The sequence below is a fragment of the Streptococcus humanilactis genome (assembly GCF_019448275.1).
Lineage (GTDB): Bacteria > Bacillota > Bacilli > Lactobacillales > Streptococcaceae > Streptococcus > Streptococcus humanilactis.
Window position 1 is genome coordinate 310 of sequence record NZ_JAHXBZ010000003.1, and the last position, 24,991, is coordinate 25,300.

The window sequence follows — 24,991 nt, forward strand, 5'->3', positions numbered from 1 at the left end:
CGCTACTTTCGCTGCATCTGCTGCCGCTTTAGTGGCTTCTTTAGCCTTCGCTTTTTCAGATTGACTCAATTTATCATTCGCATCAATTGCTTGATCTTTAGTAGCTTTAGCTTGATCAATCGCATCTGAAGCCTTAGATTTAATAGATTTTTCTTGGTCAGAATTAGCTAACTCTTGTTTTTTGATCAATACATCTGTGAGCACATTTTTATACTCAGTCGTAGATTTTGTAGTTTCTTTTAATAATTGATCAATTTTTTGCAACTCTGCTTCATAATTTTTTTGAGATTCTTCTGTCTTAAAACTCTTGTCTTTTTCTTCCGTTTCCTTCAGTTTAAGATAGATTTTTTTCAAAAGTTCTTTAGCTACTTCCCCTGTGTTTTGTGTCACATGAAAATCAAGACCAGAGATAGGTAGAGCATAGTGGCGATGCTGTGCTTGGTATCCCATACCTAATCGATCATTGTCAGCAGAACTTATTTTCACAGTATAGTCTGTTACACCTACTGGTAAGTCAATATCTCTACTAGTAAAGCTACCTGCCACTCCATTTGGGATAGAGCCTGCTTGCGCCATTTTATTCTCAATATCTTGCTTATTCAAGGGACTTGTCCCTTGTATGTATTCCCTCGTGACACTGCTACCATCTGAAGCTTTACGTACTGTCATATCGTTATTAGCTGTATTGTTTTGTGGATCAAAAGTTACATCATACACTGGATTAGTAGATGACGCCGAAGTGAAAACTTGCACCCTATACTTCGCTTTTGATCCATCAATGTCACCAGAATATCCTGTTTTAAATGTTATTTTAACTTTTGAGCCACTGTCTGGTGAATAGGCTTTAAAGGTCTTTTGAATACCATTATAGCCCTTAAGACCATATGATAATTGTGGTCCTAAACCACTCAACTGGTAGTCTTTACCATTGAAGGTTGGCTCGTTTTCACTCGCTTGAGTTCTGACTTCCGATAAGTACAGCATATAGTCTGCAGATCTATCAATTGCTTGCTCTCTGAGATAGGTCTTAGTTACGTTACTATTAATATTTCTAACGGTATTGATCGTTTCAATAGGAAAAACACCTTTATCTGTTTTTCTTGCAATAGCAAACTTCCCATTTCCTTCTGAATCCGTTATAGCAGTCCAACCACCAAATTCATTTAGATTTTTAACAGTTCCTTTTTCAACACCTGTAGCCGCTCCAAGAGAGTCTAATTCCTCGGAAACTTTCCTGTTATTTTCAACCGTATCATTCAAATCACGAAGTTTTTTAGAAAGGTCTTCTACACTATCGTCAGCGCTTGTCCCTTCAAACACTTGATGAGCAGCTGGATCAGTATCCGTCGTTGCTCCATCTGTTCGGAATGGATTGTTTCTATCTAGGGCTTGTCCATTACGTGGATCATGTTTCCCTGAGTTTGCGATAGAGTTGGTTCCTGTAGCTTTCTCAGTATTGCTGGCTTTCTTACCAACAGTCGCTTTTCCTTCTGTGGTATCTAGTTTAGGATTTTCTACTTGCGCTTTAGGCTTACTACGTAAACCGCTGTTCACTGTCATAAAGAGTCTTCTATAAGCTTTTGTTAACTCGTCTTGACTTTTGGCTGTTGTTAGGGCAAGTTTTGCTAATCCTAGATGTTCTTTAAGTGTTGCTACACTTTCATCTGTCTTAGTAGCATAGCTATCTGAGGCTAATTTAGCATCGATTTCTGCTACGTAATCTTCCAGCTGTTTTTTATCCAAGGCAGGTGTAGCCTTTTCTGATGTTTCTTCTGTTGTTGAAGTAGTAGATGATACTACTGGCGCTGGAGTAGCATCAGCAGGTTTTGAAGTAGTTGTGTCTGCTTGAGCTTTCGAAACAGTAGCTGACTCCACTGATGTTGAGCTTGCATCAGCAGGTGTTGGAGTAGTTGTATCTGCTTGAGCTTTCGGAGCAGTAGCTTCACTGCTACCAGAATTTTCATCCAACTGATTATTTGCTGGAGTAGCTGCTAGGGCAGAATCTGTTGCTGTTACGTTTGGTTCTGCTGCATACACTGCACCATTTCCCAAAAACATAAAAAATGCTGCAATCGCTACACTGGCCGCACCAAAACTTACTTTTCTGACAGAGTAACGAGTTACCTTCTCACGACGTGAGCGTTCTACTCGACTCATAGAATGATTATTTTCCATCTATAAAGACTCCTTTATAATTTATTAAACTAGTGAAGACGGTAATGCTAGTTAATATATATATATATATATATTAACCGAAAGAATCAAATATACACTATTTTAATTCTAATTTTATCATTGTTATGATAAAAAATCAAGTATTTTGATTTATTAGACAGAAAAATAAAAATACACTTAGATTTTATTTCATGCCGAAGTTGAAACAGCACATTGAAACTTCTAAAACATTGCTATAAACTTGTTTGAATTCCCCAATAGATTTGTTCGCAGTTTATTTCAATCTACTGTAGTCTTAAACAGTTATAAAAGCGAAATCAAGAAAGTATATAAGAACAGCTTCATTCACACTAACAAGACCTAAGATTTAAAAACAAAAAACGAACAAAATAGAATTCTAACTGTCTAGAAAACTAGTTTTATTCGTTTTTTATGTTTAAGTCTAAACTTTCATTTCAAATTCTAATAACTTAACGCACTTCTGCATTGACTTTTTCTTCGAGCGATGCTTGGATTTTTTCCATGTAGCGTGCGACTTCTTCGTCTGTTAAGCTATCTTCTGGATTTTGGAAGGTCAAGCTATAAGCCATTGACTTCATACCAAGTCCCAATTTTTCGCCTGAGAAGACGTCAAAGAGTTTGATATCTGTCAAACGTTTTACGCCTGCAGCTTGGATAGCATCCACAACTTCTTGGTGAGTCACTTCTGCCTTGAGAAGAAGGGCAACGTCACGGCTAACTGCTGGGAATTTCGTGATTTCCACAAATGGATCTGCTGGCTGAAGGGCAGCCTCGATGGCTGAAAGGTTAAGCTCCGCTACATACGTTTCTGGAATATCGTAAGCCTTAGCAGTGACTGGATGCACTTGGCCAAGGAAACCAAGAACTTGGTCACCGAGTGAAATCATAGCTGTACGACCTGGGTGGAGGCTTGCAATCTCAGCCGTAGCTGTATAGGTCACTTCTAGTCCCAAGCGAGTAAATAATGCTTCAAGGATTCCTTTAGCATAGAAGAAATCAACTGGAACTGCTGCTGTTTGGAAATCTTTTTCAGCAACCAAGCCTGTCAAGGCAAAGGCAAAGCTGTTGATCTCATTTGGAAGTTCTTCTTTTGGATTGCCTGTTTGTTCAAAGACTTTTCCGATCTCGTAAAGTGCCAAGTTTTTGTTCTTACGAGCCACGTTGTAAGCAACTGTATCTAGGATACCTGAGATCATATTTTGACGGAGGACAGAACGGTCCACTGTCATTGGCCACATGAGTTCAGTAAGGTTACTTGGTTGAGCCGTAAACTCAACTGCTTTTTCAGGAGTTGTTAGAGCGTAGGTGATAATTTCTGTCAAACCTGCTCCTTCAGCAATTGTACGAACTTGACGGCGGAGTTTTTGTGTGGCTGTCAATTCACCAGCGGTACCATCGTCTTTTGGAAGGCTGGTTGGCAAGCGGTCATAACCATAGATACGAGCAATTTCTTCAAAGAGGTCTGCCTCGATGGTGATATCCCAACGACGACGTGGTACGCTGACTGTAAAGCTGTCTGCATTCCCAGAAAGACCAAAGCCAAGACGACGGAAGACGTCTTCTACATCCGCGTAAGAAAGTTCTGTACCAAGGACACGATTAACATCGGCAAGAGTTGAAGAAACTTCCACATCAGAAGTATCCAGTTCACCTGCTGAAACGATACCTTTACGTACCGTTGCACCTGCAAGCTCTGCAATCATGCTAGCTGCCGCATCAAGAGCTTCGTTAACAGTTGCCACATTGATACCTTTTTCAAAGCGAGAAGATGACTCAGAACGAAGGTTGAGACGTCCGCTAGTCTTGCGGATTGATTTTCCGTTGAAGACTGCAGCTTCAAGGACGACACGACTAGACTTTTCAGAGATTTCTGTTGCTTGACCACCCATAACACCTGCAAGAGCTACTGGCTTGTCTGCGACAGTGATGACTAGGTCATTCACGTCCAAATCACGTTCTTCACCATCTAAAGTCACTAATTTTTCACCAGCACGCGCTTCACGCACACGGATGTCACTCCCTTCAAAGGTATCCAAGTCAAAAGCATGCATTGGTTGACCAAAGTAGAGCAGGATGTAGTTTGTCACGTCCACCACGTTGTTAATAGGACGGATACCTTCATTCATGAGAAGGTTTTGCAACCATTGTGGACTTGGTGCGATAGTCACATTGTCCAAGATACGAGCGGCATAGTAAGGCGCCTTGTCTGTCTCAATGCCCACAGAAAGAGCATCTGCTGCAGCTTGGTCAGTTTCTGAAAGAGTAAATTCTTTAAAGTTGACTGCCTTGTCATAGATAGCTGCCACTTCGTGAGCCACTCCACGCATAGAAAGGGCATCTGCACGGTTGGGTGTGATAGAAAGTTCGATGATTTCATCATCCAAGTCTAGATATGAGAAGACTTCCTCACCTGGAACGGCATTTTCTGGCAAGATTTGGATACCATCTGCGAATTCCTTAGGTACAACTGAGTCAGAAATTCCCAATTCACCAAGCGAACAGATCATTCCAAGTGACTCTAAACCACGGATTTTTCCTTTCTTGATTTTGTAGTTGTCAGCGATGCGAGCTCCTGGAAGAGCCACCATAACCTTGATACCAGTACGCACATTCGGTGCACCACAGACGATTTGACGGGCTTCTTCTTCGCCAACGTTAATCTGACAAACATGGAGGTGAGTTTCTGGCACATCTTCGCAAGACAAGACCTCACCGACGACAATTTTTGAGAGACCAGCAGCAGGTGATTCGACACCTTCTACCTCGATCCCTGTAGTTGACATTTTTTCAGCCAACTCTTGTGATGGCACATCAATGTCCACCAATTCTTTTAACCATTTATAAGATACAAGCATAATTTAGTTCTCCAGAATGACAGTTGCCACTCTAGTTCTTTTCCTTTCCTATCATTTCAATAGAAGAATCATCTTCTTACCTTAATTTCTTTCTCAGTAACCAATCCGTATCTACTTTTTGACCAACCATAAAATGATGTTGGCTAAATTTTTCAAAACCATATCGATTATAAAACGCTTGAGCTTTTGTATTATGCTCCCAAACACCTAGCCAAGCCCAGGAAAAACTATTTTTTGTAGCAAGTTCAATAGCAAATTCAAACAGTTGCTTACCTAGTCCAAATCCTTGGAATTTTTGTAGCACATAGAGGCGTTGAATTTCAAAAGCATCCTCTAATTCTCTCTCAGTCTGAGCACTTCCCCAGTTGACTTTGAGAAAACCAGCTATCTCCTCTTCATGCATAATGAAATAGGTTTCGGATTCTGGATTTTCCAACTCAGTAGACAAAACTCTCAGACTATAAGCATCTTCAAAGTATTCCTGTAACTGCTCTTCCGTATTATCATGAGCAAATGTTTCACGAAAGGTTTGTTTGGCAATTTTGGCCAATACCCCAATATCTGCCTTTTCTACTTTTCTAATCATTATTTAAACTGTTCTGAGAAGCGGACATCTCCTTGGTAGAATCCACGGATATCGTTGATTCCATAACGAAGCATAGCTACACGTTCTTGACCAAGACCAAAGGCAAATCCAGAGTAAACAGTCGCATCGATACCACTCATTTCAAGGACACGTGGGTGAACCATACCGGCCCCCATAATTTCGATCCAACCAGTTTTCTTACATACGTTACAGCCTTCTCCACCACACTTGAAGCAAGAAACATCCACCTCAACAGATGGCTCTGTGAATGGGAAATAAGATGGACGCAAACGAATTTGACGCTCTTCACCAAACATTTTTTGCACAATCAACTGAAGGGTTCCTTGAAGGTCTGCCATAGAGATATTTTTCCCAACAACCAAGCCTTCAATTTGGTGGAACTGGTGACTGTGGGTTGCATCGTCCGTATCACGACGGAACACACGCCCTGGTGAGATCATTTTCAAAGGTCCTTTAGAGAAATCATGGGCATCCATGGCACGCGCTTGCACAGGAGATGTATGAGTACGGAGCAAGATCTCTTCTGTGATATAGAAGGTGTCCTGCATATCGCGTGCTGGATGATCTTTGGGAAGATTCATACGTTCAAAGTTATAGTAGTCTTGCTCCACTTCAAAACCATCCACGACTTGGTAACCCATACCGATGAAGATATCTTCGATTTCTTCACTGGTTTGTGTCAAAACGTGACGGTGCCCCGTCGCAACTGGACGACCTGGAAGTGTCACATCGATACTCTCGCTAGCCAGTTGAGCCGCGACTTTCTTTTCTTCCAAGAGCTTAGCTGTTTCTTCAAAGGCTGCTGTCAAGACATCACGAGCTTCATTTACGTGTTTCCCAATGATTGGACGCATCTCAGCAGAAACATCTTTCATTCCTTTGAGGATTTCAGTAAGCGAACCCTTTTTACCAAGTACTGAGACACGCAAATCTTGCATCTCTTTTTCATTTTCAGCAGTAATCTGCTTCAAGCTAGCCAGCGTTTCTTCACGAAGCGCTTTTAATTGTTCTTCAATAGTTGACATAATTCCTCCATCAGTCGCTCGTAGATAAAAAGAAAACCACATGCCAAAAACTCCACTCGGAGCGTTGACACGCGGTACCATCCGTTTTCATCTGACAAGTCAGACCTTCATTTCTAAATCCATGCGCAAGTGAATTCACCCAGATTTCATATGGAGAGCTTGCAGTCACGGCTCTCCTCCCTAATATACTTCCCTTGAGTTACTAGTCTTGCGGATTCCTATTCAATTACTACATAGTTTATCAGATTTTTAGTTAAAAAACAAGTTAGATTAGACTAATTTCAATATAAAACTCATTCCTTTTTCTGTTGCTCCATTTTCCACAAATCCAAGCGACTTGAAACACCTCCTAGAAGCATGATTGTAGGTGTAGATTTCCTTGACTCTCAATTCTTTCCATCCTTTTACTCGAGCCAATTCAATCAAAGTACTTAGGATCTTTTTTCCAAGTCCTCGATGTTGGTAAGCGGGATTTCCAATCACAATGGGAAGATTATCCTGAGATAGTGTAACATCCCCAATTGGAAACCATTCTCCCTTCTCCTTGACTTCAATCCAAAAAAGCTCACCATGCTGATCCAAATGGGAATACATAGCTTCCAAAGTTTCTTGACTATAAGGTCTCTTCACACCATCTACGAGGTGAACCAAGTTCACATCCTGATACCAAGCAAAAGCTTCTTCACAATGATTGACCTTATCATAAGGAACAAGACGCAGTGAATTATCTATTTGTAGGGTCTGTTTCATCTGCTTTCCTTTTCAACAAAAGAGTTGCTGCTTGATTAAAACCATCACACCAGTTATACCATTTTGCTTCATACTCATCTTTAGCTAAGATATGATTTTTTAAATCCAGAACAGAGTAAATTTTTCTTTCTTCGCAGGCTTGCGCATAGAGATGATATAGTTCATCACCACCATCTCTATCCCACTCAGCAGAAATCGTATCCCTACCTGCCAATAAAGCCTGATAAGCCCTGTGATGTCCATCTGTAATCAACAAGCAATTTCCAAATGCAAGAATACTAATTGGATCAACATTGTTTAGTTCTACCGACTGATAAAGTGTCTGGATGCCTGCTAGTTTCTTTTCTGATAAGTATAGTTGAGTCGGATGGAGAGCTTTTATGTTGACTTTCATTTCTTTCTCCTCAAGAGAATTTGATATTCACTTCTGCTTGCCTTTAAATCGCCATTGGAAGCGTAGCTTGTCATAGAAGGGAAATTCGATAAACAAGACTCCCAAGCCCACACAGAGACTGGCAAGAACGTCTGATGGATAGTGAACTCCCAGATAGACCCTTGATACCAGCACACTAACTAGGTAGAGCCCAAGGACGATTTGTACGATTTTTCTCCAGACCGGATCTTTCATCCGTTGACTGAGGATGACAATCAGAGAACCGACCATCAAGGTTACAGCCAGAGAATGGCCGCTTGGAAAGGAAAATCCCTTCTCCTCAACCAAGTGTAAAATAGCTGGTCGTGGGCGCTGGTAGATATTTTTAAAGGTCACGATTAAAAGAGCTGCCAAAGCCAGATTTCCCAGCATGAAGAAACTTTCTATCTTCCACCGCTTACGATAAAAGACAAAAGCTGTAATGACAACCCAAGTGATAATCACTGGGATATCAATCAAACGTGTGATGGCTCGGAAAAGAATAGTCAAGTAATCTGGCAAGTCTCCTCGCACAGCCAGCTGAATCGGTTGGTCAAAACCGACCAGCGTGTCAGGATAAAATTTGACCATATAGCCAAGAATAACGAAAAGTAAAAGGGCAAAACTGCCCTTCATTAAAAATGTTTGTTTATCTCTCATAATGTTTTAAGGTTGGTTTCAAGAGAATGTACAACAACCAGAATGAAACGGAAAAGATTACACCCTCAATCAAGTTAAAAGGTAATACCATAGTCATTAGGTAGTTGGAAAGTCCCAAAATTTTTCCAATATCAAAGTTAGCAAACTTAGCGTACAAAGGAACAGCGTAAACATAGTTGAGAACCAACATAGCCACGGTTAAACCAATAGTCCCAGCTAGAGAGCCTAGTAGGAAACGAAGAGTTGTCCGTTCCTTTTTCCAAATCAAAGCAAATACGATGACAAAAACTCCCAAAGCTACGATATTCATCGGCAAGCCAATGTAAGTATTCACTCCCTGACTGTTAAGAAGCAATTTCAAGAGTGAGCGAAGCAAGAGAACTCCTAGAGCAGCAGGCAAATCCATGACCACCAAGCCCACAAGGACTGGCAAGATACTAAATTCGATCTTGAGGAAGGACGCCGCTGGTAAAAGCGGAAAGTCAAAGTACATCAGCACAAATGAGATGGCTGATAAAATCGCAATGGTCGAAAGTCGACGTGTGTTTGTCATAACAGGTTCCTCCAATTTTCTATAAAATCAGAAGAAGTTAGAAAGGATTCCTCTATCTATTCTCACTTTTTATATCCCAAAAGTTTCCTCTCACTCTATTAAAGAAAACAAAAGCAAGCGGTTACAGTTTGGCTATGAATCTATCAGAACAGACAAAGCTATTCTTTCGTCTTCTCCCATCCAGACTATACTGTCGGTTGTGGAATCTCACCACATCAGCTTGCGCTCGCGGACTTATTTGGCTAAGATATTTTAGATTTATCTAGGCGTCGCAGTCGAAGATAATACTTAAAGTATATCGAGACAAGACAACGACGAGAAAGCTAAAATAGCTAGTCAAATTTACCGCCGGTCGGGAATCACACCCTGCCCTGAAGACTCTTTTATCATAACAAAAAACGCTTGCAAGCGCAAGCATTTTGTTCATTTTCATTTTCATTTTTTATTTCAATTTATCCACTTCATAGGTATGAACAAGCTCAAGACCTGCAAAGTTCTGCTGGCGAAGAGCCTCATAGACAATCATGCAGACGGTATTAGACACATTGAGACTGCGGACATGTTCATCATTCATAGGAATACGGAGAGCTTTCTCAGGATGTTCTCGCATAAAGTCCTCAGGCAAGCCCTTGTCTTCACGTCCAAATAGAAAATAATGGTCTTCGTTAGTCGATAAATCCACATCAGAATACACTTTCTCAGCAAATTTTGAGATCAGATAGAGTTTGCCCTGCATCTGAGACATGAAATCCTCCAAACTCTCGTAAAAATAAATCTCTAGCTTATCCCAATAATCCAATCCAGCTCTCTTCATCTTGCGGTCATCAATAGGAAAGCCCATTGGCTTGATGATGTGGAGGGGAGAATTGGTTGCAGCGCAAGTACGCGCGATATTGCCTGTATTTTGTGGAATTTGTGGTTCAAATAATACAATGTGATTTGTCATGACTTGCTTCCTTTTACCATTGCAAAAAAATAGCCACACTGCCCGGAGTCAAGCTCAGCAAACAGCGTGGTTAAGGCATCGTTAACTTACCTCACAACAGGTTTGAAGTAAATCAGCGAAACTACTTTCTTAGTATAACACTTTCAGAATCATTGTCAATAGAAACGACTTGATTTTTTCAATTTTTTCAAGCTATTTCCAAGGGTTTCTAGGAGAAAATTCTTAAATATCTGCAAAAATTGCTTACTCTTTTATATCTATCTGTGGACTGGGAATGATGATATTATGACCTCGTTATCTCAAATACTGCTGTATGAACCCACTCATTATGAATTTGTAAGTCATTTTCTATAACCCTACTAAAGGTGAAGCCATTTTTTAAAAGCACCCTCTGAGAGGCTAGATTACCTGTTGCCGTTCCTGCAATGATTCTATTGAAACCATAAGTCGTGAAGGCTTTTTCTAAAACGAGTTTAACCGCTTCGCTGGCATAACCTAAATTGCTAACAGTTTCCCCAATCCTATACCCAAGCTCTGCTGTTTTTCGATTATTCTCTAAAACACTTAAATTAATTCTTCCGACCATAACGCCTTGCGAATCTCTTATAATATGCATGTAGACATCCCGATTCGTTTGTTCCGTTAACAATTCCCTCGTAATTTCTTTAAAACCTTCTAAATCAAAATAGTTAGCTGATCTAGGAGGTAAATTTCGTTCAAAATACTCTCGATTTTCTTTTTCAAAAGAATAGACGTCTAAACTATTTTCTTCAGACAACATCTCTAAACTTATCATTGTAAATCATCTCCCGTCATTATATACATTCAACATTTTCCCATGTTTACACAAAATGAAATTAACACGATTTAAATTAAATACTTTTACTATTTTATATCGTCTCTACATTATGACACTGAACTTAGTTGAAAATGATTATATTTGAATAACTTTGATTTTGTAGTGTAAATTCTACTGTAAAATATACAATCTAATTCATGTTTTATCAAAAAGTTTCAAGTATACAATTATTAACTTTATTTCTCATACAATCTATCAATAAAAAGTTATAGAATAATTTCTCTTTACTTACCTAATGAAAGCTTTGACAATACTATTTCCAAGGGTTGTAAAATCGTCCGTGATTCTGCAAGATAAGTAGTAAACTAGCTACTAAAAACAAGGCTGCCAAGAGCAAGGTAAGATAATCTCCTTTTTTCAAAGCCTGATAACTATACCAAGTCCGCTTTTTCTCTTTTCCAAAGCGCCGAAGTTCCATGGCGGTCGCGATGGTATCAATGCGTTCTAGCGAGCTAAAAATCAAGGGAGTGATAATGCGCAGATTGCCTTTGATTCGTTGCATAAGAGAAGCTTTCTTGGATAATTCCATCCCACGCGCTTCCTGAGACATCTTGATGGTAAAGAATTCTTCCTGCAAATCTGGAATATAGCGCAAGGTCAAGCTGACCGAATAGGCGATCTTATAGGGCACACCAATTTGATTTAAACTGGAAGCAAACTGACTTGGATGAGTTGTCATCAAAAAGATAATCGCTAAAGGAATGGTGCAAATGTACTTAATGGCCAAATTTAGTAGGTAAAAGAGCTCTTGGCTGGTCAGAGTGTAGGCTCCGATTCCCTGCCAAATCACACTTCTCTCTCCATAAAGTCCAACCCCATACTCGGGAGAAAAGAGGTAAACCATTAAGACGTTCAAAATCGCAAAGACAGTCGCAAAAACGGCCACAAATGAAACATCTTTAAAGCGGATTTCTGACAAATAGAGGAGAAAGACCGAAAAGACAGCAATCAGCACAAGCAGTCTGGTATCATAGCTAATCATGGCCGCCAATGACACGAGGATGAAAAAGAGAAGTTTCCCAGCTCCTGACAAGCGATGAATCACAGTATCTCTATGCTGGTAACCGATTAATTTAGCTTGCATCCTTCTCTCCTTTCTTTGTAAAATGCCGTTAAAGCAAGTGGATCTACATCCAGTTTCTTAGCCAAGTTAAAGATTGATGTCTCTTTTAGGTTGGCTTTTACTAACAGCTCAGGATTACTCAACAGACTAGCTGGATCAGTATCGGCAATCAATTCCCCATCCACCATGACAAGGGCTCGGTCTGAATAATCCAGCATCAATTGCATATCATGGGTAATCATGACAATCGTATGCCCTTTTTGATGCAGTTCTTCGAGAAAGTCCATAATCTCAGTATAATTCTTCTGGTCTTGACCTGCTGTCGGTTCATCTAAGAGGATAATTTCAGCTCCCAAGACCAAAATCGATGCAATAGTGACACGTTTTTTCTGACCAAATGACAGAGCAGAAATGGGCCAATTACGGAATTCATAGAGACCACAGATTTTCAAGGTTTCATAGACTCTCGTTTCAATTTCCTGCTCGTCCACACCTCGCAAACGAAGTCCTAGAGCAACCTCATCAAAAATCATATTGGTTGAAATCATTTGATTGGGATTTTGCAGCACATATCCTACTCGTTCCGCCCGCTCTGCAACAGAATCTCCTTTGATACCCTGACCTTCCCAAAGATAACGTCCTTCAGTCTGGATAAAGCTACTCAAGGCCTTGGCTAGAGTTGACTTCCCTGCCCCATTTTTTCCGACAATGGCAATCTTTTCACCCTTTTTAATATCCAGATGAATGGATTTTAAAATCGGTCTATCATCATAAGAAAAGGACACATCCTCTAGTCTAAAAAGTGACTGCAAATCTGGTATCTCTTTTACCAATTCAGTCTGCAACTGAACATGGCCTTTTGAGATAGACAAGTTATCCAGATTTGCTAATTGTTCTTCCTTGGCTAAATCCACACCTAATTGACGGAGAGTGGTTAGATAAAGGGGTTCGCGAATTCCATTTTGGATCAACAGGTCAGTCGCCAATAACTGATCAGGACTCCCATTAAAGAGGATACGACCATCGTTTATCAAGACAATCCGATCGACAGGGCGATGCAGAACATCCTCCAAACGGTGCTCGATAATAAGAGTCGTCGTCCCCTCCTCCTTATGAATCTGATCAATCAATTCGATAATATCCTGACCTGACTTGGGATCCAGATTGGCGAGTGGCTCATCAAACAAAAGAATCGGACTCTCATCAATCAAGACACCAGCCAGACTGACTCGCTGCTTTTGTCCACCTGACAAATCCTGGGGACGCTGAGACAGTAAAGAAAGAAGGTCAAGCTTTTCAGCCCATTTATGAACACGATTTTTCATCTCATCTAGGGCTGTCACGTCATTTTCCAGAGCAAAAGCCAAATCCTCTGCCACAGACAAGCCAATAAACTGCCCATCTGTATCCTGCAAAACTGTGCTGACCAGATGAGACTTATCATAGATGCTCATATCAAAGGCGGCTTGGCCCTTGATCAAAAATTCTCCAGACGTTTGACCCTTGTAAATATTGGGAATAATCCCATTCAAACACTGACCCAAGGTAGACTTACCTGACCCAGATGGTCCAACAATTAAGACTTTCTCTCCCTTGTAAATGGTCAAGTCCACCCCTTGCAAGGTCGGTTCTTGTTGTGTTTCATACCGGAAAGAGAAATCCTTCCACTCAATTATAGCTTCTTTCATCTTACTCTCTTCATTCGCTTCTTAGACTTCTATTTTATCATAAATCGAACCCTTCTTGCAGTCTCTTCTCTTAAAAACTTAGCTCCAAAAAGAGTCCTAGCCTAGCTTGCTTGCCTAACTAGTCTATAAACATCGAAAAAGACTGGTTGCCCAGCCTTCCCCATCATTTTAGTCCTTTTTCAAACTTCCTGCACGAGTTTGAGTTCCTGCATAGGCAAGCAAGAGAAGAGTTCCTGCAATAGCTACAGATACACCATTGGCAATTCCCGCAACAATCCCTTGGGCAAATACTTTTTCTGCTGCTTCTTGATAAATCACAACATCTCCAAGTGGTGCCAAGACACCCCAAACAAGGGCATTTGCAAGTAGTTGAATGAGGTTAAAAATAAGAATATCTTTCCAGTCAAAGACACCATTGATCACGCGAACGTACTTTCTAAATAGCCCTACAGCTAGACCAAAGAGCCCGCTAGCAATAATCCAAGTCCACCACAGACCGTAACCAGCAAGAGAGTCCTTGATTGCATGACCAATCAACCCGACAAGCAAACCGATAATCGGTCCAAAAATAATAGAAAGTAGCGCTTGTACCGCATACTGAAGCTGGATGCTTGTATTTGGAACAGGGGTCGGAATGTTGATCATCCCGATGACGACAAAGAGGGCAGCGCCAATTCCGACAGCAACAACTTGTTTAATTGTAAATTTGATTTCCATACTATTTATTCTCCTATTTTATCCTTCTATTTTCTTTATTTCAATGGTCCAAGATGAACCGACACCCACATTATAGGCCTTGGCAAAAGAACCTTGGTTGATAGCCAGACCTAAACGATAGAGAGAGTTGATGTAAAGGATGGGTTGCCCAATTCTCACATCTGCAAATGATTTGCCATAGACGACCTGATTTTGATAGACTAGCATATCAGCATGATAGATGGTCACTTCAAAACGATCACCAAATTCTGGTTCCAACTTGTAAAATTCTTCTCGTGTGATAGAGGTCCAAAGCGAACCAAAACGCACATCCAGAATATCAATGGCTCCCTTGACCAGATGATCTTCAATGATGGTCTCTACGACTGGAAGCTCTACAATCTGGTCCACACTGAGCTCTGGCCCCACTTCCTCAAAAGTAATGTGACCACTGGCTAGTTTAGCGCCAGTATAGGCATAGACATCACGACCGTGGAAGGTATAAGAATGCTCTGTATTTTGACGTCTATTGGCCACTTCAGAAATTTCACGAATGGCTACAATGCCAACATGTTTCTTGATAAAAGAAAGAGTTCCATTGTCTGGCGTGACAATGTATTGATTTTTTGCAGTCTTAGCAACCACGCTCTTACGTTTCGAACCGACACCTGGATCGACAACCGATACAAACGTCGTTCCCTCAGGCCAGTAATCCACCGTCTGAAAGAGACGATAGCTCCCCTCAAAAATATTATAAGGCGTGATATCGTGCGTCAAATGATGAATTTTTAAGGTTGGAGACTCTTCTAAAGCCACTCCAATCATAGCCGATACCGCACCATCAACCAGACCAAAGTCTGATTGTAATACCAGTAAATTATTATTCATTTTATCTCCTTGTATATCCTTTATCATACCATATTTCAGAGAAAGTCGCTAATAGCTATTTCAATTGGTTAGGGTATAGTTTTATCTTATAGCAAATTTTCACTAAAAGCTCTTGTTATTAGCTAGTAGGTGCATTTTTTCTTGAAAAAAGGTATGATAGTTACATCATGAAAAAGTAGGTTTTAATATGAAAATTATCCTTGTCGGAGGGGGAAAAGTTGGTTTTGCCCTCTGTCGCTCCTTGGTTGCAGAAAAGCATGATGTTTTGCTAATTGAGCAAGACGAAGCTGTCCTCAATCATATTGTTAATCGCTTTGATATCATGGGTATCCTTGGTAACGGGGCCGATTTTACCATCCTTGAGCAAGCCAGTGTCCAGGATTGTGATATCTTTATCGCCCTGACTGAATACGATGAAGTGAACATGATCGCAGCCGTTCTAGCCAAAAAAATGGGAGCTAAAGAGACCATCGTTCGGGTGCGGAACCCTGAATATTCTAACTCTTATTTCAAAGAAAAGAATATTCTCGGTTTTTCTCTTATCGTTAATCCTGAGCTCTTGGCTGCCCGCGCTATCGCGAATATCATTGACTTCCCCAACGCCCTCTCTGTCGAACGTTTCTTTGGTGGACGGGTCAGCTTGATGGAATTCACTGTTAAATCCTCCAGTGGTCTTTGCCAAATGCCCATTTCTGATTTTCGGAAAAAATTTGGCAATGTCATTGTCTGTGCGATAGAAAGAGATCATCAAATTATCATCCCAAGCGGTGACATGACTATACAGGATAAAGACAGAATCTTTGTCACTGGTAACCGTGTTGATATGATGCTCTTCCATAATTATTTCAAGTCTCGTGCTGTGAAGAGTCTTCTCATCGTCGGTGCAGGTAGAATTGCCTATTATCTACTAGGTATCCTCAAAGACAGTCGTATCGATACCAAGGTTATTGAAATCAATCCTGAAATCGCCAGCTTCTTTAGCGAGAAATTCCCAAACCTCTACATCGTTCAAGGAGATGGTACCGCAAAAGATATCCTGCTGGAAGAAAGTGCTCAAAACTATGATGCCGTTGCGACTCTAACAGGGGTCGATGAGGAAAATCTGATTACCTCTATGTTCCTTGACAGGGTAGGTGTACAAAAAAATATCACCAAGGTCAATCGTACCAGTCTCCTCGAGATCATCAATGCGCCTGATTTTTCAAGTATCATCACACCTAAAAGCATCGCTGTAGATACAATCATGCACTTTATTCGTGGTCGGGTTAATGCCCAGTATTCAGACCTTCAAGCCATGCACCATCTAGCCAATGGCCAAATCGAAACCCTGCAATTCCATATCAAGGAAGCCAATAAAATGACTGCCAAACCTCTTTCTCAACTGAAATTGAAAAAAGGGGTTCTTATTGCGGCCATCATTCGAAAGGGCAAGACTATTTTCCCAACTGGGGAGGATATGTTGGAAGTTGGAGACAAGCTCCTAGTAACAACTTTGTTGCCAAACATCACTAAGATTTATGACTTGATCGCGAGGTAAGAAATGAATAAAAGTATGATTCGTTACCTCCTTTCAAAATTACTTTTGATTGAAGCTGTTCTTCTTTTAGTTCCTGTGTCTGTCGCTGTCTATTACCGTGAATCGAGCCAAGTCTTTACAGCCCTCTTTACAACGATTGGGATTCTCGTATTACTAGGCGGTTCAGGAATTTTACAAAAGCCAAAAAATCAACGGATTTATGCCAAGGAGGGAATCTTGATTGTGGCCCTCTGTTGGATCCTTTGGTCTTTCTTTGGCGGTCTCCCTTTTGTTTTTGCTAAGCAAATTCCCAGCGTTATCGATGCCTTTTTTGAGATCAGCTCTGGCTTTACAACTACTGGAGCAACTATTCTGAACGACGTTTCGGTTCTCAGTCGTTCCCTCCTCTTCTGGCGAAGTTTTACCCACTTGATTGGAGGGATGGGAGTGCTTGTTTTTGCACTTGCTATTATGGACAATGCCAAGAATAGCCACCTAGAAGTGATGAAGGCTGAGGTTCCTGGCCCGGTTTTTGGTAAAGTAGTATCCAAACTAAAAAACACTGCCCAGATTCTCTATCTCCTTTATCTAGCTCTCTTCTCCCTCTTTGTCATCATCTATTATCTAGCTGGCATGCCCCTATTTGATAGTTTTGTCATTGCCATGGGAACAGCAGGTACAGGAGGCTTTACCGTCTATAACGACGGCATTGCCCACTATGGCAGCTCACTGATTACCTATCTGGTTAGTATCGGAGTTCTGGTTTTTGGGGTAAATTTCAACCTCTACTACTACCTCATGCTCCGTCGCGTCAAGGCCTTCTTTGGAGATGAAGAACTTCGGGCCTACTTGGTCATCGTTCTAATTTCTACAGGCTTGATCAGCCTCAATACCCTCTATCTCTACCCAGGATTTTCCAAGAGCTTTGAAATGGCCTTCTTCCAGGTTTCCAATATCATTACGACGACTGGTTTTGGTTACGGAGATATTACCAACTGGCCCCTCTTCTCCCAGTTTATCCTTCTCTTCCTCATGGGAATCGGTGGTTCTGCTGGTTCAACCGCAGGTGGACTCAAGGTTATTCGAGGGCTTATCCTTTCAAAAATTGCTAAAAATCAGATTTTATCAATCCTATCGCCCCACCGTGTTTTGACACTCCATGTTAATAAAACGGTGATTGACAAAGATACCCAGCATAAGATTCTCAAGTACTTTGTCATCTATTCTATGATTTTACTAGCACTTATCTTTATTGTCAGCCTAGATAGCAATGATTTTCTGGTTGTGACCAGCGCTGTCTTTAGCTGTTTCAATAATATCGGACCTATTCTAGGAACCACTTCTAGCTTCTCAATCTTTAGTCCTATCTCAAAAATTCTTCTCTCCTTTGCAATGATTGCAGGCCGCTTGGAGATTTACCCAATCCTCCTTCTCTTTATGAAGAGAACTTGGTCTAAGAGATAAAATACAACCACACCTTGTGTCTTACAAAGTGTGGTGTTTTTATTTCTGATGAACTCTCACCCCCAACTAACTCTCTTTTTAAACCAAGTGAGACACTTCAGATACTGACTTATACTCTTCGAAAATCTCTTCAAACCGCGTCAGCTCTATCTGTAACCTCAAAACAGTGTTTTGAGCAACCTGCGACTAGCTTCCTAGTTTGCTCTTTGATTTTCATTGAGTATTAAAGAATTTAAGAGCCTAAAACCAAAAACCCTCAGTCGACTGACCGAGGGTTCCTTTTCATTATTCAAGAACTTGATTAGCTCAATGCATCCAAGGCATCATCCATTGAAAGAACTTCGTGGAAGACACGTTGTGTCAATTCAGTTTTTTGTTCTGGAGTGAGGTATTTAGTGTTTACACAGTATCCAGAGATACGTACGATAACGTCTTCACCAGACATAATCTTTTCGTAAACATCGTTCAAGTCCATAACGTTCAAGTTAACGTGTTGTCCACCGTTTTCGAAGTAACCATCAAGGATTGTTACCAAGTTATCAACTTGTTCGTCACGAGTCTTACCAAGAGCACGTGGAGAAACCTGAGTAGTCAATGAGATACCATCAGCTGCATAACTAAAGTCAAGGCTAGAAAGTGAGTTCAAGTTTTGCAACCATCCACCTTTAGCTTTATTTGATGGGTTAGCACCTGGTGAGAAGAATTCAAGTTTAGACAAGTTCACAGAACCATCTTCGTTGAGGTATACACCTTTGTGGACTGGTGAGTTACCAGTTTGTTTAGAGTAAGCAACGTTAGATGTGATTGTCAAAAGTGATACTGTAGCTTCAGCGTCTTTGTAAAGTTTGTGGCTACGTAGACGAGTTGTGTAAGCTTCGATCAACCATTCTGCCAATTCGTTTGAACGTGGGTCATCTTCACCCCAACGTGGGTATTCACCGATTGTTTCGTAATCGTAGATGTAGCCATTTTCGTCACGGATTGGTTTAACTGTAGCGTATTTGATAGCTGACAATGTATCAACAGTGTTGGCAAATCCACAGATACCGAATCCCATGTTGGCACGTTGTTTAGTTGGCAAGAAGGCCATTTGAACAGCTTCGTAGTTGTACTTATCAGTCATGTAGTGGATGATGTTCAAAGCATCTACGTAAGTGTCAGTCAACCAGTCAAGAGATTTTTCAAAGTTAGCTTTAACTGATTCGAATTCAAGAACTTCGTCACGGATTGGTTCGATGTCAAATACTTTGTAGTCTTTGTGAACATCGTCGTAACCACCGTTCAAACCAGTAAGAAGGGCTTTCAATACGTTTACACGCGCACCGAAGTACTGGATGTTGTGGCGTTGTTCTTCATTTTCTGGGTCAAGTGGAGACACACAGCATGAGATACAGCTCATTTCACCATATCCGTCTTTAGCCATTGTTGTCACACCTTCGTATTGGATAGAAGAGTGTTTGTGACTCATGTGCATACAGTAGCGACGGAAGTTGTATGGCAATTTGTCAGTCCAAAGAACTGTCAAGTTTGGTTCTGGTGAGTTACCGATGTTATCAAGAGTGTTCAAGAAACGGTAGTCCATCTTAGTAACACGGTGACGACCGTCGTTACCCATACCAGCCATAGAAGTTGTGATGAAAGTTGGGTCACCTGAGTACAATTGGTCGTAAGCTTTTGTACGAGCAAATTTAACTGTACGAAGTTTCATAACGAAATCATCAACGAATTCTTGGATTTCTGATTCAGTAAATGTACCACGAGCAAGGTCACGTTCTGCAAAGATGTCCAATACGATTGGCACACGACCTAGAGATGTAGCAGCACCGTTGATAACACGGCAGACAGACATGAAAGCGATATTAACCCATTGGATAGCTTCTTTAACGTTCATCGCTGGTTTGCGAACATCAACTCCGTAAAGGTCACCCAAGCGAACAACTTGTTGCAATGCTTGGTATTGAAGATTGATTTCTTCACGAAGACGGATTGTCTCTTCATCGATTTCTTCGATTGCATTCCAGTCATTTACTTTTTCTTGCATCAAGTAGTCTGCACCGTAAAGAGCAAGACGTGCGTAAACACCGATGATACGTCCGCGTGAGTATGCATCTGGAAGACCAGTTACAGTATGTGCGTGACGTGCGCGACGAATGTTTGAAGTGTAAGCACGGAAGATACCGTCGTTAACTGTAGTCACATATTTAGTGAAGATTTCGTGAACAGCTGGGTCTGGTTCGTATCCATTTTCTTTCAAAGTAGTTTCAGCCATACGGATACCACCTTTTGGCATGAAGTTCAATTTGAAGAGTTCATCGTTTTGGATACCGAAGATAACTTCGTTTTCTTTATCGATAAATCCTGCTGGGATATCAGCGATAGATGTTGGACGAGTGTCCATTGGGAAACGAGTTTCTTCGTAGTGTGCCTTAGTTTCTTCTACAATTTTTTTGATGTGAAGTGAACGTTCTGTTGGTCCTGCGAGGAAGCTTTCGTCTCCATCATAAGGTGTGTAGTTAGCTTGTACGAAGCGTGATACACTTGCTTTTTCTTTCCAATCTACGCCTTTGAAGCCTTCCCAAGCTTTGTCAAAAATATCTTGTGCTTCAACAACTGTCTTAACAACCATGTTAATGTCCTCTTTTTTCTTTCTAGCAACAGCCATCTGTTACATTCATGAGACAAGTATACCATACAGTAATCGTTTTCAACAAGTGAAAAATCCCTATTTTTACACTTTCTTTTCTAAAACAGTCTATATTTTATTCTAAACTGTATTATATTTTTGAAAAAATAAAGTCCTTTTTTCTTTTTTTCAGAAAAAAGGGTATAATAAAAGAAAATAAGCTGTAAAAAAGGTGCTAGACATGTTGATTTTCCCCTTGTTAAATGATTTGTCAAGAAAAATCATCCATATTGACATGGATGCCTTTTTTGCTGCGGTAGAAATCAGGGATAATCCTAAACTCAGAGGAAAACCTGTCATTATCGGCAGTGACCCTCGGCAAACAGGTGGGCGTGGTGTCGTTTCCACTTGTAGCTATGAAGCTCGAGCTTTTGGTGTCCATTCAGCCATGAGCTCTAAGGAAGCTTATGAGCGTTGCCCCCAGGCCGTCTTTATCTCAGGGAATTATGAAAAATATAAAGCTGTGGGCCTCCAGATCCGAGCGATTTTTAAGCGCTATACAGATTTAATAGAACCTATGAGCATTGACGAAGCCTATTTGGATGTAACAGAAAATAAACTCGGTATCAAGTCAGCGGTCAAAATCGCTCGCCTCATTCAAGAGGATATCTGGCAAGAACTCCATCTAACTGCTTCTGCTGGCGTTTCTTACAACAAATTCTTAGCTAAAATGGCCAGTGATTATCAAAAGCCACATGGTCTGACAGTGATTCTACCTGACCAGGCTGAGGACTTTCTAAAACAAATGGATATTTCCAAGTTTCATGGAGTAGGAAAAAAGACAGTGGAAAGACTTCATCAAATGGGTGTTTTTACCGGCGCTGATTTGCTTGAAGTCCCTGAAGTAACCCTAATAGACCGCTTTGGCAGACTGGGCTATGACCTTTATCGAAAGGCTCGTGGCATCCACAATTCCCCCGTCAAATCCAATCGCATCCGTAAATCAATCGGCAAGGAGAAAACCTACGGGAAGATTCTCCGTGCCGAGGAAGATATCAAAAAAGAGCTGACTCTTCTATCAGAAAGAGTCGCTCTCAATCTACATCAGCAAGAAAAAACTGGAAAAATTGTCATTTTGAAAATCCGCTACGAGGACTTTTCAACTCTTACTAAACGAAAAAGTCTTGCTCAAAAAACACAGGATGCTAGTCAGATAAGCCAAATAGCCCTGCAACTCTATGAAGAGCTAAGCGAGAAAGAAAGAGGTGTCCGCCTGCTGGGGATTACCGTGACTGGATTTTAAAACCTTGAAGAGCTGTCCCTTCAAGGTTTTTCTTATACAAATAAACGGACAAAACTGTAAAGTAGCAAAACACTACCAAGCACGATGCGGTATTTACCAAAAAGGGTAAAATCGTGTTTTTTCACATAGCTGGTCAAAAAGCGAATAGCCACCATACTAACTGCAAAAGCTACTCCCATCGCAACCAAGAGCAAGAATAATTGCCCAAAGCTCAAGAGCTGTCCTGCTTTTATAAATTTGAAAATCTTTAAGGCACTGGCTCCGAACATAACAGGAATTCCAAGATAGAAGGTAAATTCTGTCACAACTGAACGACTGGTTCCATTTAACAAACCACCGACAATCGTTGCCCCAGAACGACTGGTTCCTGGTAAAAGGGCAAGAACTTGGAAGAGTCCGATATAGAAAGCTGTCGTATAAGGAAGCTTGTCCAACTCTGTTACACTTGGCTCGATAGCACGCGCTTTATTACGCTTTTCTAAATAGATAAAGGCAATCCCATAGATAATCAACATGAGAGCAACAGAAACCATGTTATGGAAGTGGGTATCAAACCAATCATCAAATTTAAAGACGGCAAGCAAAGGTAAAGTGGCAACCAAGACCTTCAACCACAGTCTCCAAGTCTTACGAACTTCCTGCTTGTCCTTAGTCGGTTTAAAGGGATTGAGCTTGTTAAAGTAAATGACCATAACCGCTAAAATCGCACCAAGCTGAATCACGACATTAAACATGGACATAAAGGCTTCATTCTGATTTTGGTATTGGATAAACTCCTCTGCTAAAATCAAGTGACCTGTACTGGAAATCGGCAACCATTCCGTAATTCCTTCAACAATCCCGAAGAAGATAGATTTTAAAATTTCAATAAGATACATAGATTACTCCTTTTTTCTATCTTCCATTATAGCATATTTTTTCAGCCAGTGATAGCTCTCTTTAAAAGGCGCCGATACTGCCGCCACCTCCGCCTCCAGAGAAACCACCGCCAGAACTTCCACTTCCAGAAGATACGGAGTAGGTACTTGCTGTATTTGCGACACTAGCATAATGGCTCATTTGCGCGCTTGAATGATAAAACATACTATGCCAGCCATAAGCTACATAAAGATTGATATCTGGATTTTCCACTTGAATCTGATGAACCTTCATCAAATGGCTGACCTTGTCCGCATAGCCAAATAAGGTCGCATAGACCAAGAGGCGATTCCAAACCACAATACTTTCCAGTTCAGCCTGATCCAATCGTGCAATCTCACGCAACATATTTTCAAAACTGGTCCAGAGATAGTAGACTTCTGCTCCTGCTTCATTCAGAACACCATCACGATTATCTAGTCGAAGCTTCCAATAATAGAAAACAGCCAAAACCAAACCTAGAAAACCAAGTATTGGCAAGGGGATGTAAAGATAGCCATAAACATCCAAACTGTACAAGAACAAACCAAATCCGATAAATAGGGGCAAGATAGTCAAGACCCCCATACCCACTTGCAAGGCCTTTTCCCCACCAGTTAAAGGACGATAATAATCCGGAAGCCCCCAGAAGGAAACTCGTTTTCTCACTCCTTCTTGCATCTCTTTCAATACTTCTTCAAAAGAAGATTTGAGTTGAAGCCCTCTTGCTTGAATCCGTTTTTCATCAGAGACTTTTGCTCTACGATAAAGACTATCAGATACCTTGTAATCCGCAAACAAATTGGAAAGAGTTTCTTCTTTTTTGCCTGAAAAAGCCAGATTTAGACAGTCTTTCTCAAAGCTTGACAAACCATCTTCTTTTACTAGCCTCAAACCAACTGCATCTCCTTCTGAAATAATAGAAACATTCCCACGGTCTATCACATCTAGCAAGGTAGCTTGAATAAGTTGGTCAAAGGTAAATTTACCTGCTCCTTTTGTTAGAGGACTCACCTCCTCCAAGGAGGTCGAGTATACTGCTTCTGATAAAACCATAGGCTCTAATTCCATTGGTGGCTCATAGAGACGATGATTTTTGGCATATTTGACTGAAGGAGTGGTCTTTCTTCTATAAATAAAATAGAAGCAGACACTCAATAACAAGGAGATAGAAAGTATCGAAGGGAAGAACCAAGTAAGGAGTTGTTTACTTTGCTCTTTTTCTTTAACAATCGAGTCTTCTACCTTATTAAATTCTTCTAAACGATTCCCTTTCAATCCCTGATCCGTAGCATTAGCAAAATCAGTTCGAGGCCAATAGGCATGCAACTCAACTCCACGCTTAGGTGGAAGATCGTCTAAACGAATAGTATAATCAAGGTTACTCTTTTCAACCGTTCCCTCTCTAAAGAGTTGCCCTGTATGGAAAAAGAGTTTCTCAGCCCCCTTGTCCCCCCTTACATGAAATTCAAACTTTTTAATAGATTCTGAACTGTCTGTTAAAGGTTGCCAATTTAATTCAGCAATGTCATCATATAGAAAAAGCAAATTCTTTAAGTTCCAGACAAGGTCAACTTCAACTGTGTCGCCTTCTTGACCTGGATTATAAACTTTAACAGTATAACCATCTACTCCTTCTATCACTTCGCTAGTAACGTCTGCTAGTTCAGCACCGTTTTTCGCAGCCTGAACCTTTGGATGAGGATCAATGTCAAATCCACTAGGCATCTTGCCAGCACGTCCAAGTCCCACGATTTGGCCCTTAAAGTCCTCCTCAAACTGGTAAACTATCTTCTGTCTAAATTCTGCCGTATTGTCTGCATGAATATACAAATCCCCTTGGTAAGAGTTTATCTTGAAATCAATTGCAAAAACAGAGAGTGGCAGAAGGCAAAACAAGCCTAACACCAGTAAGAAAAAAGTTTTTTTCATCAACTAAGCCCCCTTTTTATCTTTGCTATCATTATATCATTTTTTCTCAAGTAAGGGC

Annotated in this window: 20 protein-coding genes and 1 riboswitch; of the genes, 3 read left to right on the forward strand and 17 right to left on the reverse strand. The window is 40.8% G+C overall.

What is annotated here, in order from left to right:
- The 14 genes from KV696_RS05365 to KV696_RS05430 all read right to left on the reverse strand — a co-directional run.
- The coding region (locus KV696_RS05365; RefSeq protein ID WP_219967058.1) for a YSIRK-type signal peptide-containing protein at positions 1–2,175 on the reverse strand (2,175 nt) is incomplete at its 3' end.
- A gap of 470 nt (positions 2,176–2,645) precedes the next feature.
- Positions 2,646–5,051 (reverse strand): phenylalanine--tRNA ligase subunit beta, encoded by a 2,406-nt coding sequence (pheT, locus tag KV696_RS05370; protein WP_219967059.1) that lies wholly within the window; start codon positions 5,049–5,051, stop codon positions 2,646–2,648.
- Between the two features lie 76 nt (positions 5,052–5,127).
- A complete protein-coding gene (locus KV696_RS05375; protein WP_219967060.1) occupies positions 5,128–5,637 on the reverse strand; it encodes a GNAT family N-acetyltransferase in 510 nt (169 codons plus the stop codon).
- Positions 5,637–6,683, reverse strand: coding sequence for a phenylalanine--tRNA ligase subunit alpha (gene pheS / locus KV696_RS05380; RefSeq protein ID WP_000103743.1), 1,047 nt, complete (start codon positions 6,681–6,683; stop codon positions 5,637–5,639). The genes KV696_RS05375 and pheS overlap by 1 nt, the downstream gene beginning before the upstream one ends.
- Before the next feature lie 270 nt (positions 6,684–6,953).
- Positions 6,954–7,403 (reverse strand): GNAT family N-acetyltransferase, encoded by a 450-nt coding sequence (locus tag KV696_RS05385; RefSeq protein WP_219967170.1) that lies wholly within the window; start codon positions 7,401–7,403, stop codon positions 6,954–6,956.
- Positions 7,404–7,407: 4 nt separating this feature from the next.
- The gene (locus tag KV696_RS05390; protein WP_219967061.1) at positions 7,408–7,827 is read right to left on the reverse strand and encodes a chromosome partitioning protein ParB; all 420 of its coding nucleotides are present in this window, start codon (positions 7,825–7,827) and stop codon (positions 7,408–7,410) included.
- A gap of 27 nt (positions 7,828–7,854) precedes the next feature.
- Positions 7,855–8,505 (reverse strand): phosphatase PAP2 family protein, encoded by a 651-nt coding sequence (locus KV696_RS05395; protein WP_284440258.1) that lies wholly within the window; start codon positions 8,503–8,505, stop codon positions 7,855–7,857.
- Entirely contained in the window at positions 8,495–9,058 is a 564-nt protein-coding gene (locus tag KV696_RS05400; protein WP_000185833.1) for an ECF transporter S component, read from the reverse strand. The genes KV696_RS05395 and KV696_RS05400 overlap by 11 nt, the downstream gene beginning before the upstream one ends.
- A gap of 164 nt (positions 9,059–9,222) precedes the next feature.
- A riboswitch (FMN riboswitch) is annotated at positions 9,223–9,441 on the reverse strand.
- 59 nt (positions 9,442–9,500) lie between these two features.
- A complete protein-coding gene (locus tag KV696_RS05405) occupies positions 9,501–10,004 on the reverse strand; it encodes a tRNA (cytidine(34)-2'-O)-methyltransferase (RefSeq protein ID WP_084890989.1) in 504 nt (167 codons plus the stop codon).
- 283 nt (positions 10,005–10,287) lie between these two features.
- Positions 10,288–10,800, reverse strand: coding sequence for a GNAT family N-acetyltransferase (locus tag KV696_RS05410; RefSeq protein WP_219967062.1), 513 nt, complete (start codon positions 10,798–10,800; stop codon positions 10,288–10,290).
- Positions 10,801–11,116: 316 nt separating this feature from the next.
- The gene (locus KV696_RS05415; protein ID WP_219967063.1) at positions 11,117–11,947 is read right to left on the reverse strand and encodes an energy-coupling factor transporter transmembrane component T family protein; all 831 of its coding nucleotides are present in this window, start codon (positions 11,945–11,947) and stop codon (positions 11,117–11,119) included.
- Positions 11,932–13,614 (reverse strand): ABC transporter ATP-binding protein, encoded by a 1,683-nt coding sequence (locus tag KV696_RS05420; protein ID WP_219967064.1) that lies wholly within the window; start codon positions 13,612–13,614, stop codon positions 11,932–11,934. Before KV696_RS05420 ends, KV696_RS05415 begins: the two co-directional genes overlap by 16 nt.
- Positions 13,615–13,782: 168 nt before the next feature.
- Complete coding sequence (locus tag KV696_RS05425; RefSeq protein WP_000403160.1) at positions 13,783–14,331, reverse strand: ECF-type riboflavin transporter substrate-binding protein; 549 nt, start codon at positions 14,329–14,331, stop codon at positions 13,783–13,785.
- Between the two features lie 18 nt (positions 14,332–14,349).
- A complete protein-coding gene (locus tag KV696_RS05430) occupies positions 14,350–15,198 on the reverse strand; it encodes an SAM hydrolase/SAM-dependent halogenase family protein (protein WP_176139370.1) in 849 nt (282 codons plus the stop codon).
- A 187-nt stretch (positions 15,199–15,385) separates the two neighbouring features.
- On the opposite strand from KV696_RS05430, the gene trkA reads away from it, so the two are divergent.
- Both trkA and KV696_RS05440 read left to right on the forward strand, forming a co-directional pair.
- The gene (gene trkA / locus KV696_RS05435) at positions 15,386–16,735 is read left to right on the forward strand and encodes a Trk system potassium transporter TrkA (RefSeq protein WP_064276391.1); all 1,350 of its coding nucleotides are present in this window, start codon (positions 15,386–15,388) and stop codon (positions 16,733–16,735) included.
- Positions 16,736–16,738: 3 nt separating this feature from the next.
- Positions 16,739–18,178, forward strand: coding sequence for a TrkH family potassium uptake protein (locus tag KV696_RS05440; RefSeq protein ID WP_219967065.1), 1,440 nt, complete (start codon positions 16,739–16,741; stop codon positions 18,176–18,178).
- Between the two features lie 301 nt (positions 18,179–18,479).
- On the opposite strand, the gene pflB is transcribed toward KV696_RS05440, so the two are convergent.
- A complete protein-coding gene (gene pflB, locus KV696_RS05445; protein WP_000260631.1) occupies positions 18,480–20,804 on the reverse strand; it encodes a formate C-acetyltransferase in 2,325 nt (774 codons plus the stop codon).
- 238 nt (positions 20,805–21,042) lie between these two features.
- Here pflB and dinB point away from each other — a divergent pair, with 238 nt between their 5' ends.
- Positions 21,043–22,104, forward strand: a complete 1,062-nt coding sequence (gene dinB, locus KV696_RS05450; protein WP_219967066.1) for a DNA polymerase IV — start codon at positions 21,043–21,045, stop codon at positions 22,102–22,104.
- Positions 22,105–22,136: 32 nt separating this feature from the next.
- On the opposite strand, the gene KV696_RS05455 is transcribed toward dinB, so the two are convergent.
- Positions 22,137–22,982, reverse strand: a complete 846-nt coding sequence (locus tag KV696_RS05455; RefSeq protein WP_219967067.1) for an undecaprenyl-diphosphate phosphatase — start codon at positions 22,980–22,982, stop codon at positions 22,137–22,139.
- Positions 22,983–23,043: 61 nt separating this feature from the next.
- Positions 23,044–24,933, reverse strand: coding sequence for a DUF2207 domain-containing protein (locus tag KV696_RS05460; RefSeq protein WP_219967068.1), 1,890 nt, complete (start codon positions 24,931–24,933; stop codon positions 23,044–23,046).
- Positions 24,934–24,991 lie beyond the last annotated feature (58 nt).